Annotated in this window: 17 protein-coding genes; 8 read left to right on the forward strand and 9 right to left on the reverse strand. The window is 74.1% G+C overall.

Features of this window, described 5'->3' with window-relative positions:
* Positions 1 to 4: 4 nt before the first annotated feature.
* Complete coding sequence (locus tag PGB27_RS06145) at positions 5 to 625, reverse strand: carboxymuconolactone decarboxylase family protein (protein WP_274199454.1); 621 nt, start codon at positions 623 to 625, stop codon at positions 5 to 7.
* A complete protein-coding gene (locus PGB27_RS06150) occupies positions 622 to 1,920 on the reverse strand; it encodes an MFS transporter (RefSeq protein ID WP_408630015.1) in 1,299 nt (432 codons plus the stop codon). Before PGB27_RS06150 ends, PGB27_RS06145 begins: the two co-directional genes overlap by 4 nt.
* 72 nt (positions 1,921 to 1,992) lie before the next feature.
* Here PGB27_RS06150 and PGB27_RS06155 point away from each other — a divergent pair, with 72 nt between their 5' ends.
* From PGB27_RS06155 to PGB27_RS06170, 4 genes are all read left to right on the forward strand, one after another.
* Complete coding sequence (locus PGB27_RS06155; RefSeq protein WP_274199455.1) at positions 1,993 to 2,976, forward strand: GlxA family transcriptional regulator; 984 nt, start codon at positions 1,993 to 1,995, stop codon at positions 2,974 to 2,976.
* Between the two features lie 137 nt (positions 2,977 to 3,113).
* The gene (locus PGB27_RS06160; protein WP_274199456.1) at positions 3,114 to 4,463 is read left to right on the forward strand and encodes a Rieske 2Fe-2S domain-containing protein; all 1,350 of its coding nucleotides are present in this window, start codon (positions 3,114 to 3,116) and stop codon (positions 4,461 to 4,463) included.
* Between the two features lie 11 nt (positions 4,464 to 4,474).
* Positions 4,475 to 4,714, forward strand: coding sequence for a hypothetical protein (locus tag PGB27_RS06165; protein WP_274199457.1), 240 nt, complete (start codon positions 4,475 to 4,477; stop codon positions 4,712 to 4,714).
* A gap of 95 nt (positions 4,715 to 4,809) precedes the next feature.
* Complete coding sequence (locus PGB27_RS06170) at positions 4,810 to 6,150, forward strand: HNH endonuclease signature motif containing protein (protein WP_274199458.1); 1,341 nt, start codon at positions 4,810 to 4,812, stop codon at positions 6,148 to 6,150.
* 44 nt (positions 6,151 to 6,194) lie between these two features.
* On the opposite strand, the gene PGB27_RS06175 is transcribed toward PGB27_RS06170, so the two are convergent.
* The 7 genes from PGB27_RS06175 to PGB27_RS06205 form a co-directional block, all read right to left on the reverse strand.
* Positions 6,195 to 7,112 carry a proprotein convertase P-domain-containing protein gene (locus PGB27_RS06175; protein ID WP_274199459.1) on the reverse strand — a complete coding sequence of 306 codons (918 nt, stop codon included), beginning with the start codon at positions 7,110 to 7,112 and terminating at the stop codon, positions 6,195 to 6,197.
* 96 nt (positions 7,113 to 7,208) lie between these two features.
* Positions 7,209 to 7,550 (reverse strand): Rieske (2Fe-2S) protein, encoded by a 342-nt coding sequence (locus PGB27_RS06180; protein ID WP_274199460.1) that lies wholly within the window; start codon positions 7,548 to 7,550, stop codon positions 7,209 to 7,211.
* Between the two features lie 7 nt (positions 7,551 to 7,557).
* Positions 7,558 to 7,761, reverse strand: a complete 204-nt coding sequence (locus PGB27_RS06185) for a 2-hydroxymuconate tautomerase (protein ID WP_274199461.1) — start codon at positions 7,759 to 7,761, stop codon at positions 7,558 to 7,560.
* 55 nt (positions 7,762 to 7,816) lie between these two features.
* Positions 7,817 to 8,584 (reverse strand): 2-keto-4-pentenoate hydratase, encoded by a 768-nt coding sequence (locus PGB27_RS06190; protein WP_274199462.1) that lies wholly within the window; start codon positions 8,582 to 8,584, stop codon positions 7,817 to 7,819.
* Between the two features lie 46 nt (positions 8,585 to 8,630).
* The gene (locus PGB27_RS06195; RefSeq protein WP_274199463.1) at positions 8,631 to 9,434 is read right to left on the reverse strand and encodes a 2-keto-4-pentenoate hydratase; all 804 of its coding nucleotides are present in this window, start codon (positions 9,432 to 9,434) and stop codon (positions 8,631 to 8,633) included.
* Complete coding sequence (locus tag PGB27_RS06200) at positions 9,435 to 10,226, reverse strand: IclR family transcriptional regulator (RefSeq protein ID WP_274199464.1); 792 nt, start codon at positions 10,224 to 10,226, stop codon at positions 9,435 to 9,437. It lies immediately after the preceding gene.
* Positions 10,223 to 10,912, reverse strand: a complete 690-nt coding sequence (locus PGB27_RS06205; protein WP_274199465.1) for a hypothetical protein — start codon at positions 10,910 to 10,912, stop codon at positions 10,223 to 10,225. The genes PGB27_RS06200 and PGB27_RS06205 overlap by 4 nt, the downstream gene beginning before the upstream one ends.
* 137 nt (positions 10,913 to 11,049) lie before the next feature.
* Between PGB27_RS06205 and PGB27_RS06210 the strand changes: the two genes are divergently transcribed.
* Genes PGB27_RS06210 through PGB27_RS06225 form a run of 4 tightly spaced genes read left to right on the forward strand, consistent with a single transcriptional unit; the run spans position 11,050 to position 14,906 of the window.
* Positions 11,050 to 11,964, forward strand: a complete 915-nt coding sequence (locus PGB27_RS06210; RefSeq protein WP_274199466.1) for a catechol 2,3-dioxygenase — start codon at positions 11,050 to 11,052, stop codon at positions 11,962 to 11,964.
* Between the two features lie 44 nt (positions 11,965 to 12,008).
* Positions 12,009 to 12,947 (forward strand): catechol 2,3-dioxygenase, encoded by a 939-nt coding sequence (locus tag PGB27_RS06215; RefSeq protein ID WP_274199467.1) that lies wholly within the window; start codon positions 12,009 to 12,011, stop codon positions 12,945 to 12,947.
* Positions 12,944 to 14,083 (forward strand): histidine phosphatase family protein, encoded by a 1,140-nt coding sequence (locus PGB27_RS06220; RefSeq protein WP_274199468.1) that lies wholly within the window; start codon positions 12,944 to 12,946, stop codon positions 14,081 to 14,083. The genes PGB27_RS06215 and PGB27_RS06220 overlap by 4 nt, the downstream gene beginning before the upstream one ends.
* Positions 14,084 to 14,087: 4 nt before the next feature.
* Positions 14,088 to 14,906, forward strand: coding sequence for an IclR family transcriptional regulator (locus tag PGB27_RS06225; RefSeq protein ID WP_274199469.1), 819 nt, complete (start codon positions 14,088 to 14,090; stop codon positions 14,904 to 14,906).
* The last annotated feature ends 105 nt before the right edge of the window (positions 14,907 to 15,011 follow it).

Here is a 15,011-nt window from a genome sequence, read left to right on the forward strand (position 1 = left end):
GAGGCTAGGGCTCGGGGATCGGCGGCGCCGGGACCTCGAACGCGTTGAGCAGCGCCGAGGTCGCGAGGTACATGCCGGCGAGGTGGACCATGTCGAGCACCCCGTCACGGCCGAAGGCGTCGACGGCGGCCGCGTAGGTCGCGTCGGTGACGCGGTGGGTGCGCACGAGCTCGTCGGTGAAGCGGTGGGCGGCGAGCTCGTCGGGCGCGAAGCCGTCGGTGTCCCCGGCGCGCAGCCCGGCGATGACGGTCTCGGACAGCCCCACGGTCCGGGCCACCGCGACGTGGGCGTAGATCTCGTAGTCGGCCTGCCAGGCGACGCCGACGGTGAGGATGACGACCTCGCGGATCGGCGCGGGCAGCGACGAGCCCCGCTGGTCGGTCTGCACCCAGCGGTTGAACGCCCGCCCGGGCGCGGGCCGCAGCGCGAACGCGTTGAACGGGCCGATCAGCCCGCCCGCGTCGTCGGTGGGCGCGAACCCGGCGCGCTCGGCCCAGCGCGCGGAGCGCTCGAGGATCTCCTCGCGGGCGGCGCGCTGGTCGTCGTCGAGGTCGAGCGTCTCGTTGCGCGGGAGCCGCCCGCCCCAGTCGCGGTCGCCGGCCGGGGGACGTACAGAGATCGTCACCGCACCGACGGTATCCCCGCCCGCCGAGAGATCGCGAGCGAGAGCCCGGCGGCCACGACGCAGAGCGCGCCCGCGCCCCACCACGCGCCGTCGTAGGCGCCGGTGAGGTCGCGGACCAGGCCGGCGCCGACCGCGGCGATCGCCGAGCCGAGCTGGTGAGCCGCGAACACCCAGCCGAAGACGATCGGGGCGCGGGCCCCGAAGCGCTCCCGGCACAGCGCGACCGTCGGCGGCACGGTCGCGACCCAGTCGAGCCCGTAGAAGATGATGAACGCCCACAGCGGCGGCGCGGCGGTCGGCGCGAGCAGGAAGGGCAGGAACGCCAGCGACGCGCCGCGCAGCACGTAGTAGACGGCCAGCAGCTTGCGCGGGTCGACGCGGTCGGTGAACCAGCCCGACGCGATCGTGCCGACGACGTCGAAGACGCCGACCACCGCGAGCAGGCCGGCCGCCGTCGTCGCGGGCATGCCGTGGTCGTGGGCGGCGGGCACGAAGTGCGTGTTGAGCAGGCCGACGGTGGTCGCCCCGCAGATCGCGAACCCGCCCGCGAGCAGCCAGAACGTCCCGGCGCGGGCGGCGTCGGCGAGCACGGCGACGGTGCGGCGGGCGGCTCCGGTCGTGACCACCTCCTCCGGCTCGGCCTCGCCCGGCGCGGCCCCGTGGGCGACGGTGCCGACGTCCGACGGGCGGTCGCGCAGCAGGAGCAGGACCAGCGGGACGACGACCAGCGCGCCGGCCGCGACGACGAGCGAGGCGAGGCGCCAGCCGACCGAGCCCGCGAGGTGGGCCATGAGCGGCAGGAACACCAGCCCACCGGCCGCCTGGGCGGCGGTGAGCACGCCGGAGACGAGGCCCCGGCGCGCGACGAACCAGCGTCCGGTCACCGTCGCGACGAACGCCAGCGCCATCGAGCCGGTCCCGACGCCGACGAGCACGCCCCAGAGCAGGACCAGCTGCCACGCCGCGCTCATGAACACCGTCAGCCCGCTGCCCGCGGCGACGAGCAGGAGCGCGATGCTGACCACCCGCCGCATCCCGAAGCGCTCCATCAGCGCCGCGGCGAAGGGCGACACCACCCCGTAGAGCAGCAGGTTCAGCGACACCGCCGACGAGATCGTCGCCGTCGACCAGCCGAACTCCGCGTGCAGCGGCTCGACGAACACCCCGGGCGCGGAGCGGAAGCCCGAGGCGCCCAGCAGGGTCACGAACGCCGTGGCGGCGACGGCCCAGGGCCAGGCCGACGTGCGGGTGCGGGGCGCGCTCGGGGTCGGGGCATCGGGCCGCGTCTCGGTCACGAGGGGACAGCCTGCGGGACGGGCCGGACGTGGACCAGTGGCCGGAACGCCAACTCGTGCAAGAATCCGGCCATGGCTGGTCCCGTCGGTCCGCGGCCGCACGTCGTGGCCGTCCTCGCCCTGCCCGAGGTCGTCGGCTTCGACCTGCAGATCCCGCCGCAGGTGTTCGGGACCGCGGAGGGACCGGACGGCCCGCTCTACGACGTGCGGGTGTGCGGTCTCGAGGAGCGCGTCGCGTCGACCGCCGGCTTCTCGCTGCTGCTCGAGCACGGAGCGGAGGCGCTCGCCGCCGCCGACACCGTCATCGTCCCCGGCACCCACTACGTGCCCGCCCGCCGCGACGGCGTGCTGCCCGACGACCTGCTCGCGGCCCTGGACACCGTGCCCGCGCACGCCCGCTGGCTGTCGATCTGCACGGGCGCCTTCGTGCTGGCCGCGGCCGGGCGGCTCGCCGGGCACCGCGTCGCGACACACTGGGCCCGGGCGGACGACCTCCGTCGCCTCCACCCCGACCTCGCGGTCGACGAGTCCGTCCTGTTCGTCGACGACGGCGACGTCGCCACCTCCGCGGGCCTCGCCGCCGGGCTGGACCTGTGCCTGCACGTGCTGCGCGGCGACCACGGCGCGGAGGTCGCCAACGCCGTCGCGCGCCACCTCGTCGTCTCGCCCTGGCGCGACGGCGGCCAGGCCCAGTTCATCGACCACCCCCTCCCCGCGGCCGGTGCGGGCGCCACGGGCGCGGCGCGGGCCTGGGCGCTCGAGCACCTCGACGAGGACCTCGACGTCGCCGCCCTCGCCGCCCACGCGGCGATGAGCGTGCGCACCTTCACCCGCCGCTTCCGCGCCGAGACCGGGACCTCACCCCACGCCTGGCTGGTCGCGCAGCGCCTCGCCCGCGCGCGGCGCCTGCTCGAGGGCACCGACCTGCCCGTCGATCGTGTCGCCGCGGCCGTCGGGCTGGGCACCGCCGCGTCGCTGCGCGCCCACCTCGCCGAGACGGTCGGCCTGTCCCCGCTCGCGTACCGGCGGCGGTTCCGGGTGCCAGCCGGCAGGTGAGCAGAAAGGAGTGCTGCAGCACTCCTCTCTGCTCACCTGCGCGCAGCGCACCGTCCCGCGGAGCGGGACGGCGCCCTTCTCGGCGGTGCGCACGCTGCCTAGCGTCGGGGGCACCGCCACACCCCGGGAGGGCACACGTGCTGACCGCCGAGCAGAACGAGGAACTCACCGCCGTCGAGGCCGGCACGCCGATGGGCGAGGTGCTGCGCCGCTACTGGTACCCCGTCGCGTTCACCCGCGAGCTCGAGGAGTTCCCGGTGAAGCGGGTGGAGCTGCTCGGCGACTTCTTCGCGCTGTGGCGCTCCCCGTCCGGGCGGTACGGGATCATCCCCGAGCCCTGCCCGCACCGGAAGGCGTCGATGGCCTACGGCGTCGTGGAGGGCGACGGGCTGCGCTGCCCGTACCACGGCTGGAAGTTCGACACCGACGGCGCGTGCACCGACCAGCCCGCCGAGAAGGACAACACCAACTTCCAGGAACGGGTGCGCGCCACCGCCGGCAAGGTCGAGGAGCTCGGCGGGCTCGTGTGGGCCTACGTCGGGCCGGATCCGGCGCCGCTGCTGCCGCGCTTCGACGTCTACGTCATGGACGGGTTCCGCGACATCGGCTGGGCGGACATCCCCTGCAACTACGTGCAGGTCATGGAGAACGCCGTCGACCCGCACCACGTCGAGCACCTGCACGGGCGCTACTTCGAGTTCATCGGACGCCACGAGGGCTTCGAGGCCCCGCCGTCGTTCGGCAAGAAGCACCAGCGCATCGGGTTCGACGCCTTCGAGTGGGGCATCATCAAGCGCCGCGTGCTCGCCGGCGCCAGCGAGGACAACGACGACTGGAAGGTCGGGCACCCGCTGGTCTTCCCGTACAACATGCGGGTCGGGGGCGGCGGCATCCACCAGATGCAGATCCGCGTGCCGATCAACCGCACGACCACCCGGTTCATGCTCTACACCGTCCACGCCCCCGAGGGCTACGAGCCGGTGGAGCAGCAGACGGTGCCGGACTACGAGATCCCGGTGTTCGACGAGCGCGGGCACCACGTCGTCAACTACGTCGAGGGCCAGGACATCATGGCCTGGGTGACGCAGGGGCCGATCACCGACCGGACCACCGAGCACCTCGGCCGCTCCGACATCGGCGTCGCCATGCTGCGCAAGATGTTCCGCCAGCAGATGGCCGCGGTCGCGAAGGGCGAGGACCCGCTGGGCACCATCCGCGAGCCGCACGAGCGCATCGACCTGCCCTGCGAGAAGGACAAGTTCCACGCCGGCGGAGCGACCTTCGCGCTGGACTTCTGCCGGATGGGCTCCACGCGCTACTCCCCCGCGCTCGAGACCATCCGGCAGGTGCACCTGTCAGCGGCCGCGCGCGTCGAGGCGGACCAGGAGGCCGGACGCCCGTCGTTCACCCCCGCCGGGGGCATCGGCACCGCGACGCTCCCGCCCGACACCTCGGCACAGGTGGACTCGGGACTGATCCCGCGGTGAGACTGTCCGCCGTGACGGTCCCCGACGGCTCCCCCGGCGCGAAGATCGACCGGCGCTTCGCCGCGGACGTCGAGGCCCACCGCCGCGACGCCCCCCGGTTCTGCCCGGCGTGCGCCCGCGACCTGGGGCTCGCGACCGAGTTCTGGGAGGGCGACGCCCGCCGGTTCTACTGCTGGTGCGCGACCTGCGGCTGGACGGGCGAGGTCACGACCACCGGCGAGACCGTGGTCGGGCACGAGCCGGAGCACTGACGGCTCGCACCGGAGACCTCCGGACCACAGCTCGGAGCTGAGACGGTCTCAGCGGCGCGCCCTCGCTGTCGGGGGTCGGGTCTACGTTCGAACGCATGAGCGAACGGGAGCCGGGGCCGGCGGAACGGGCCGCGCTCGAGCGTGCCCGCGTCGGCGAGCTCGCCCGTCGCCGCGAGGGCTACACGCGCCTGGAGCAGGTCGCCGAGCTCGACCGCTCCGCGGTGGCGGAGGTGACCGGTGACCGCTCGACCGAGCGGCTGCTCGAAGAGCTCTGGCGCATCAGCGCCGCGGAGGCCCGCAGGCTGGTCGCCGAGTCCCGCGACCTGTGCCCCCGGCGCTCGCTGCTCGGCGAGGCGCTGGCGCCGCGGTTGCCCTGCACCGCCACCGTGGCCGCCTCCGGCGAGATCGGTCCGGCCCACATCGCGATCATCCGCACCACCATGCGCCGCCTCGATCGCGTCGAGGGCCTCCCCGCGCCCGCGTGGGCCGACGCCGAGCAGACCCTGGCCGACGAAGCCACCCGGTGGGGACCGCGGGGTCTGCAGGCCGTGGCCGACCGGCTGCTCGCGCACCTCGACCCCGACGGGGACGAGCCGCCCGAGGAGGCCCGGAGCCGGGACGACGAATTGCTGTTCAGCCACCGCCGCGACGGCACGCTGCTGTTCCGCGGGCGGATGGGCGACCCGGTGGACGGCGAGGCGTTCCTGGAGGTCATCGACGGGCTCGCCACCCGGTGCGGGCCCGAGGACCAGCGCGAGCTCGCTCGGCGCCGCGTCGACGGGCTCAAGGACCTCGTCGCCGACGCCCGCAGCCCCCGCGGCATCGCCACCGACACCACCGGCCCCGAGGGCCGGCCCGAGGACCAGAGCGAGGCGCCATCGGCGTCGATCCCCGAGCCGCGCCGCGGCCACCCCGCCGGCGGTGCGCCGCGGGTCGAGCGGCCCGGGCGGGCGTTGCTCACCATCACCATCGACCACCGGTGGCTCCGCGAGGCCCTCGGCGAGCGGGGCGGCTTCGGCCTGCTCGACTCCGGAGCGCGGGTCCACCCCGCCACCGCCCGCCGCTGGGCCTGCGACGCCGCGGTCATCCCCGTGGTCCTCGGCTCGAGGTCCGAACCCCTCGACGTCGGCCGCGCGCAGCGCACCGCCGGCGACGCCATCCGCCGAGCGCTCGACCTGCGTGACGGCGGCTGCGCCTTTCCCGGCTGCGACCGCCGGCCCCGCCGCTGCCAGGCCCATCACGTCGATCACTGGCTCGACGGCGGCGAGACGGCGCTCGACAACATGTGCCTGTTGTGCTCGTTCCACCACCAGCTGGTCCACCACGGCCACTGGACGATCCGGATGATCGACGGGCGCCCCTGGTTCACCCCACCCTGGATCATCGACCCCGGACGACGACCCCGACCCGGCGGACGTCCCCGCGTCCCCACCTGACTCCGGGACGAGCACGGAGCCGGCCCCGGGGCGGTCGGCCGGCGCTACCGCTCGACGGTGATGTTCCAGCCGTCGAGGGTGCCGCGGTCGATGGCCACGCCGTCGGCGACGACCAGCGTCCACGGCCCCTGGACCTGCTGGCCGACCAGCGGGGCCAGCGGGCTGCCGGGCTGGCGGCTGTCGAGCGCCAGGACGAGGCCGGGGCGGTTGCGGTCGCAGTCGTTGCTGTCGGCGAGGACGGCCGACGCGCCCTGCGGCGAGCGCAGCGAGACCACCAGGTCGCAGGTGTACGGGTGCGAGATCGTCGCGTTGACCTGCAGCGCCGACACCGTGCCCGACCCGTCGAGGGTGAGGGCGTCGGTGATGCCCGCCGGACTCGCGTCGGGGATCGGCACCGACCGGGTCGACGCCGCCTGCACGGGCCCGCCGCCGAGCGTCATGACGAGGACGACGACCGCCACGATCGCGACGACGAGGACGGCCACGCCACCGAGAATCCAGGGCAGGGCCTTGTTCTTCTTCGGCGGCTGGCCGTAGCCGGGCTGACCGTAGGGGTTGTAGCCGGGCTGACCGTAGGGCGCGCCGTACCCCTGCTGACCGTAGGGCTGCCCGTACCCCTGCTGACCGTAGGGCTGGCCGTACCCCGGCTGACCGTAGCCCTGCTGGCCGTAGCCGGGCTGGGCGTGGGGCTGGCCGTAGCCCTGGCCGTACCCCTGCTGCTGTCCGTACCCCGGCTGCCCGTAGCCCTGCTGCTCGTAGCCGCCGTAGTAGGGCTGCGGGCCGGACTGGCCGTACTGCCCCTGCTGGCCCTGCCCCTGCTGCCCTTGCCCCGGGGCGTAGGGGCTCTGACCCGCCTGGGCGGCCGAGGGATCGGCCGTCGGGCCGTACTGGGTGGGCTGGGAGCCGAACGACTCGGAGCGCTGGGGGTCCTCGGACCCGGAGCCGCCGAAGGGGGAGGACACGCGCGGCAACATACCTCCCACCGGCCACGCCGATGGTCCCCTTTCCCCCACCCGGTCCGCCCCGCGAGCGGGAACCGGACGGACGTGACGGAGCGGCTACTCCCGGGCGTGCGCCCGCAGGCGCTCCGACCACGACAGCGCCCGCGGAGGGTCGCCGACGTCGGCGTACAGGACGCCGTCCACCTCGCGCAGCGGGTGGACGCCGAGCACGTGCTGCGGGGATGTCGGGCACGCGCCGGTGTCCAGGTCGAAGCGGTACCAGTGCCACGGGCAGACGAGGGTGTGGCCGTCGCGGACCCAGCCCTGCTCCAGCGGACCGCGGTTGTGCGGGCACACGGCGTCGACGACGCGGTAGCCGTCCTCGACCGCGAGCACGACGAAGCGCCGGCCATCGTCGCTGGTGACGACGCCCGGCGCGTCGACGCGCACCAGACTCACGGCGGGGTCACCGCCGGCCCGAGGCCCGCAGCGACGCCAGCGACTCACCGCCCACGAACCAGTGCTCCGGCTCGCACTCGGTGACGACGACCCGGACGTTCTCGGCCGGGGCGCCGACCGCACGCGTCACGGCGGCGGTGACCTCCTCCCCCAGCGCGGCGAGCTGCTCGGGGCTGCGGCCCCGGGCGAGGGTGATCTGCACGAGCGGCATGGCGTTGCCTCCGGTCCTCGTGAGCGATCTTCGGAGCTATGGCTCGAAAGTTCGCTCACGTACAGGCGAGCTCGACCGTCCCGAGGCGGTCGATGGTCACGGTCACGACGTCGCCGGCGACGACGGGGGTGGCGGCGGTCAGGCCGCCGGACAGGACGACCTCGCCGGCGGCGAGGCCCTCGCCCGACGCGGCGAGGCGGCGGACCAGCCAGGCGACGGCCGCCGCCGGGTGGCCCAGGGACGCCGCGCCCGAGGCGGTGGCGACGAGCTCGCCGTTCTTCTCCAGCAGCACGCCGACGAGGCGCACGTCGATGCCCGCCGGCGGCACCGGCGTGCCGACGACGAAGCGCGCCGCCGAGGTGTTGTCGGCGACCACGTCGGCCATCGTGAAGCGGTAGTCGCGGAACCGGGAGTCGAGGATCTCGATGCCCACCGCGAGCCCGGAGGTCGCCGAGAGCACGTCGGCCGCGGTGACGTGCTCGCCGGCCAGGTCGCGGCCCAGCACGAACACGATCTCCGGCTCGGCGCGGGGCTGGATCAGCTCCCCGGTGCGCAGGGGCGCGCCGAGGTCGAGCGCCGCGCTGCCCGGCAGGAACCCGCAGACCGGGTCGGACACCCCGACCTGGGCCTGCTTCGCCCGCGACGTCACCCCGAGCTTCCAGCCCACCCGCGGGCCGGCCTGCTCGCGCAGCACGCGCTGGACGGCGTACCCGGTCTCGAGGTCGAGGTCGGTGACGTCGTCGGTGAGCGGGTCGATCGCGGTGCGCTCGGTGACGGCCTTGGTCAGCCGGGCCGCCAGCTCCTGGACGTCCGCGCCGCTCATGGTCCAGCTCCCCTGTCGGCGTGCTCCCCCTGATGCTTCGTGTCCATCAGTCCTCCACCACCCTGATCGTCACCGGCCCCAGCCGGTCGAACTCCGCGCGGAACACGTCGCCCGCGGCCAGCGGGACCGCCGCGTGCAGGGCGCCGGTCATGATCATGTGACCGGGCTCGAGCGCCACGCCGGCCTCGCCGAGCACGTTCGCCAGCCAGGCCACCACCGCCAGCGGGTCGCCCAGCGCCGCCGCGCCCGCCCCGGTGTCGACGAGCTCGCCGTTGCGCGTGAACGTCATCCCGATCAGCCGGGTGTCGAGGCCCGCCAGCGGCACGAGCCGCGAGGACACCGCGACCGCGCCGTTGGACGCCATGTCGGCGACGGTGTCGGCGAGCTTGATCCGCCAGTCGACGATGCGGGAGTCGACGATCTCCATGGCCGCCGCGACCCCGGCGATCGCGGGCGCGACGTCGGTGGGCCCGACGCCCGGGCCCTGCAGCCGCGAGCCGAGCACGAAGACGATCTCGGCCTCGACCTTGGGCTGGATGAAGCGCGAGAGCGGGATCGCGTCGCCGTCGCGGTAGACCGTCGACGCCAGCGTCGGGCCGTAGTCCGGGGTGTCGATACCGATCATCTTCTGCATCGCCGCCGACGTGACGCCGACCTTGTGCCCGACGACCCGGTCGCCGTCGGCCAGCAGCAGCGGGACGAGCTCCTGCTGGATCGCGTAGCCGTCGGCCATCCCGAGGTCGGGCTCGCTGTCGGTGAACGGCGGGATCGGCACCCGCGTGCGCCGCGCCTCGTAGAGCGCACGCGCCTTCGCCTTGATCGGATCGTCCGGGGCGTCGGTGACGGCCACTCAGCTCTCCTTCTCGAGTAGGGGTGCCTCTTCCGACCAGCCGAGACGGCGGGACACGGCCTCGCCCGCCTCGACGACCGTGCGCGCCAGGCGTTTGCGGGGGATCGCGCGGAACCGGCTGACCGGCGCGCCGATGCCGATCGCGGCGACGACGACCCCGCGCGCGTCGCGGATGGGGGCCGCGAGGGACGCCACGCCGATCTCGCGCTCGTCGACGGCGTCGGCCCAGCCCCGGGCGCGCACGGTGGCCAGCGCCCGGCGCAGCTCGTCGGGGTCGGTGAGCGTGTGCTCGGTGTGGCGGGCCAGGGTCGCGGTGGCGAGGTAGCGCTCGCGGACCGGTTCGGGCGCGAAGGCCATGAGCACCTTGCCCGAGCTGGTGCAGTGCACCGGCACACGGCGACCGGTCTCGGTGAACAGCCGCAGCGCGTGGCTCGACTCGAGGCGGTCGACGTAGACGACGTCGTGGCCGTCGAGCATCCCGACCTGCGTGGACTCGCCGGTCTCCTCGCGCAGGTGGGCGAGCACCGACCCGGCCGCGGCGTGCAGGTCCATGTGCACGCGCACCGCCTCGCCGAGCTCGAAGACGACGAGACCGAGGCGGTAGCCGCCGGTGTGCGGGTCCTGCTCGACGAGCCCCTCCGCGGCGAGCGTGGTCAGCAGCCGGTGCACCGCGCTCTTGCCCAGGCCCAGCCGCCGCGCGAGCTCGGAGACCCCGAGCGACTCCTCGCGCGTGAGGAACGCCTTGAGCAGCCGCGCGGCATTGGTGACCGTCTGCAGGGGCGCGTCGCTCACGCCGGCTCCTCCGTGAACGACGCCAGCAGCACCTTGCGCACCGCGTCCGGGTCGGGCGTCGCGCCCGGGCGCAGGGCGGCGTCCACGGCCTCGCCGACCGCCGCGTCGTACGGGCGGATCGCGCGGGCCAGCAGCACCTGGGCCCGGGCCAGCCCGGCGACCGCTGCGCCCTCCATCTCGTCGACCAGCGCCTCGCGGCCCCGGGCCCGGTCGCGCAGGCGCTCGAAGTCGCGCGCCGCGGCCGAGTGCGCGCTCGCCAGGCCCGAGCCGACGTGGCCCGCGTGGTGCGGGGACAGACCGGAGCCGGGCTGGGTGACGACGTGGTAGACGACCGTGGAGATGCCGAGTGCGGCCCGCACCTTCTCCGACGCCGGGCCGTCGGACTCGTCGATCAGCCCGAGGGCGGGCACGACGACCGGGTCGTAGAAGCGCACGACCCACTCGAGGCCCTCGGCCGACCCCGGCACCTCCACCTCCTGCCCGCGCGGCGGGCCGAGGCCCTCGGTGGTGGCGAGGATGTGCAGGTTGCGCGCGCCGACCGCCGCGACGGTGAGGCGTCCGGCGGCCAGCAGCGGCAGGCGCCCCTGCACCGCGGGCGGGAACGTCGTCGCCTGCTGCAGGTAGGCCCGGTGGACGCCCTCGACGTAGCCGGCGACCGCGCGGCGCATCGCCATCGGGTCCGCCATGCCGTCCCCCTCCGTCGAGCCTGAGTCAAGAGCCCGCGTTCCGGTGTGCGGAACGCTGCTGCTTCCTTCCGGAACGCTAGGGCGGTTAGCGTCGCGCCGTCAAGGAAGCCGGATGGCAGCCCGAAGGGAGCCGAGGCATGGGAATCCTGCGCCTGGCCCACGTGGACGTCCGTACGCCCGACCTGGATCTCTCGACCGCGTACTACACCGAGGTCATGGGCCTCCAGCAGGTCGCGCGGACCGAGGACTGCGTCTACCTCAAGTGCTGGGACGAGGAGGACCACCACTCCCTGCGGATGCGCTACAACCCGCGCACCGGGATGGACTCCTTCACCTTCCGCGTGGAGGAGGAGGACGACCTCCACGACCTGGAGAAGAAGGTCGAGGCGTACGGCTGCCCGACGTCGCGGGTCAGCCGGGGCGAGGCCGTCGGCCAGGGCGAGTCGATCCGGTTCGAGGTGCCGTCGGGCCAGATCATGGAGCTGGTCTGGGACATCGAGAAGACCGGCAACGTGCTCGGCAAGCGCAACCCGGCGCCGGTGCCGCCGCCCGACCTGCCCGGCATCGCGCCCCCGCGCATGGACCACATGCTGGTCAACGCCGAGGAGGTCGCGGAGTCCGCGGCCTTCTTCATCGACGTGCTCGGCATGCGCATGACCGAGCAGGTGCTCGACGGGAACGGCCACCAGCTCGGCGTGTGGCTCGCGGGCAACACCCGCTCCCCGCACGACATCGCCATCGTCAACGGCCCGAACGGCGCGCTGCACCACTGGGCCTACTGGCTCGACGACTGGGACCACATCCGCCAGGCCGCCGACACGCTCGCCTACAACGGCGTCCAGATCGACCAGGGCCCGACGCGCCACGGCGTCACGCGCGGCAACACCATCTACTTCTTCGACCCGCTCGGCATCCGCAACGAGGTCTTCACCGGCGGCTACTGGGTCGACCCCGACACCGAGATCCTCACCTGGACCGAGGACAACTTCGGCAAGGGCCTCTTCTACTACGAGAACGTCGTCAGCCAGCGCTTCCTGCGGATGCACACGTGACGAGGACCTGCTCGCAGGGTCCGACCATCGAAGGAGCGTCGACCGTGGCCACCACCTCCGACCGGATCATCCGGCTGCAGCACGTCGAGGTCCGGGTCCCCGACCTGGAGCTCGCGACCGCCTACTACACCGAGGTCCTGGGCCTCGTGGAGACCGCGCGCGACGAGAGGGACGGCGCCCCGCGGGTGTTCCTCAAGTGCTGGGACGAGCGCGAGCACCACTCGGTGATCCTGCGCGAGGCCCCCACCTACGGCCTCGACCACATGTCGTTCAAGCTCAACGAGGCCGGCGACCTCGACCACTTCACGACGAAGCTCGAGGCGGCCGGCGTGCCGGTCAAGCGCTTCGCCGCCCGCGAGCTCGGCCCGGGGTGGGGCGAGGCGATCCGCTTCGACGCGCCGTCGGGCCACCTCGTGGAGCTGACGCACGGCACCGAGCGCATCGGCAACATGCTGCCGCGGACGAACCCGCCGCCCCGGCCCCAGGACCTCATCGGCATCGCGCCGCCGCGCCTGGACCACCTGTTCGTCATGGCCGAGGACGTCGAGGCGTTCACGGCGTTCTTCACCGAGCTGCTCGAGTTCCGGCTCACCGAGCAGATCCTCGCCAACGACGGCCACCAGCTCGCGACGTTCCTCGAGCACTCCCACACCCCGCACGACATCGCCGTCATCACCGGGCCGAACGGGGCGCTGCACCACTTCGCGTTCTGGATGGACGACTGGAACGGCATCCGCGAGGCCGCCGACGCGCTCGCGTACCACGGCGTGACGATCGACGTCGCCCCCACGCGCCACGGCGTCACCCGCGGCTACACGACCTACTTCTTCGACCCGGCCGGCAACCGCAACGAGCTCTTCACCGGCGGCTACTGGGTGGACCCCGACTTCGAGCCGATCACCTGGACCGAGGAGGAGATGGGGCGCGCCATCTTCTACTACCACCGCCAGGTCAACGAGCGCTTCTTCACGGTGCACTCGTGACCGGCACTGAGCAACGGGGTCCGGCTCCGCTGCGCTCCGCGTCCCAGGACCGGCCCGACGCCCGCTCGGTGCACCGGTACGAGGCCCCCGACTACCTGTCCCGGTACCGCTCGCGCCGGGGCGGGGACAACGCGCCCACCTCCGACCGCGCCAGCGCCGCGGCCGCGCCGGCCGCACCCGAGGCCCCGCCCGAGGGTGACGGCACGCCGCTGTACCTGCGCCGCTTCCGCGAGCGCGGGGCCGCCCCGGCGGAGACCGTCGAGTACGAGGGCCGGACCTTCACACCGGCGCTGGCCGAGGCGAGCCGCGGCAAGGAGGTCGCGGCGCCCATGGAGCGCCGGGCGTCCGAGAAGATCGTCTGCGAGATCTCGATCATCCGGCACGGCATCACCCAGGGCTACTCCACCGACGCGGGCCTCACGCCCATGGGCGGCTGGCAGGCCCACCGCCGGGGCCACGAGCTGGCCCGGCGCTTCGACCACGGCGACCGCGTGCGCCTCGTCTGCGCCGACACCAACCGCGCCCGCCAGACCGCCGACCAGCTCTACAACGGCGTCACCGACGGCCTCCAGATGTGGGGCATCGACGCCGAGGTCACCGAGAAGGAGCCGATCCCGGAGCTGCGCAACTTCGGGGTGTGGACCCCGGACGGGCTGCGCGACGTCACCTCGGCGTTCCGGCAGTACCAGGCCACCAACGAGACCCTCGAGCGCCTCGCCGTCGGCGACCGGCCCCGCTGGCTCGTCGAGATCGACCGCTTCTACCGCACGCAGCTGGGCGGGGCGGACCCGATCCAGGAGTGGCTGACGATCCCGATGATGTACTTCGAGCCGCCGGCGATGTGCGTGCGCCGCTTCTGGCGGGGGTTCCACCGGTTGATCACGGAGTCGACGCAGCCCGACGGCTCGGTCAGCCACCGCCGCATCCTCGCCGCGACGCACTCCGGGCCGATGCGGGCGTTCGCCACGTGGGCCCACGGCTACGACCCGGGCGAGCCGCTGAACACCGAGGAGATCCGGGTCAAGATGCGTGAGGGCTGCCGCACCGCCTTCGTGTCGTACCGCAACCGGGTCACCGAGGTGAACGTGCCGCCGCCGGACGAGTTCCCGCGGTGGGAAGAGATCGGGGAGTCGTGAGTCGATGACCGTCCTGTCCCTCCCCCCGCTCGACCTCGACGCCGCCGGTGGCGTCGGCGAGGAGGACTCGCCGCTGCGGTCGGTGGCCACGGCCGTCGCGGTGCTCGACTGCTTCGCCGACGAGGCCGAGCTCGGCGCCACGCGCGTCGCCACCCGGCTCGGCATCGCCAAGAGCACCGCGTGCCGGATGCTCGCCGCGCTGGCCACCGGTGGTCTGCTCGAGCGCACCGGCTCGGGGCGCTACCGCCTGGGCCTGCGGCTGTTCGAGTACGGCCAGCTCGCCGTCGACCGGCTGATGCTGCGCGACGTCGCCCTGCCCGCGATGGGCGAGCTGCGCGAGCTGCTGCGCGAGACGATCCAGCTCGGCGTGGTCGTCGGCACCGACGTGCTCTACGTCGAGCGCGCCGAGGCCGCGACCATGAACGTCCGCTTCCGCAGCGAGCACCGCCGCAACCCGGCGCACTCGTCCAGCGCCGGCCGGGTGCTGGCCGCCGCGGACCCGGCGCTGGTCACCGCGATCCTCGAGCGGGGCCTGCAGCGCTACACCCCGTTCACGGTGGTCGACCCGCTGCGCTACCGCCAGATCCTCGCTTCGACCCGGGAACAGGGCTACGCCACGGCCCGCGAGGAGTTCGAGCCCGGCTGGTCGTCGATCGCCGCGCCGATCACGCTGACCCGCGGCGGGCGGCCGCACCCGGTGGCCGCCCTGTCGGTGGTCGCGCCGACCTCGCGCATCCTCGGGCCCCGCAAGCCCGCCGTCGTCCAGGGCGTGCGCCGCGCGGCCGCCCGCGTCTCCGCCGACCTGGAGCGCGCCCGGAGCTGAGCGGGCTTACCAGCCTGGCGTCCACGCTGGCACCGGTCGCCAGGATCGCCACCACCTCGGTGATGCGACACGCCGGGACATGACGCGTCGCGGGCACGGGTAGCC

Source organism: Actinomycetospora lemnae, assembly GCF_028737315.1.
GTDB classification, from domain to species: Bacteria; Actinomycetota; Actinomycetes; order Mycobacteriales; family Pseudonocardiaceae; genus Actinomycetospora; species Actinomycetospora lemnae.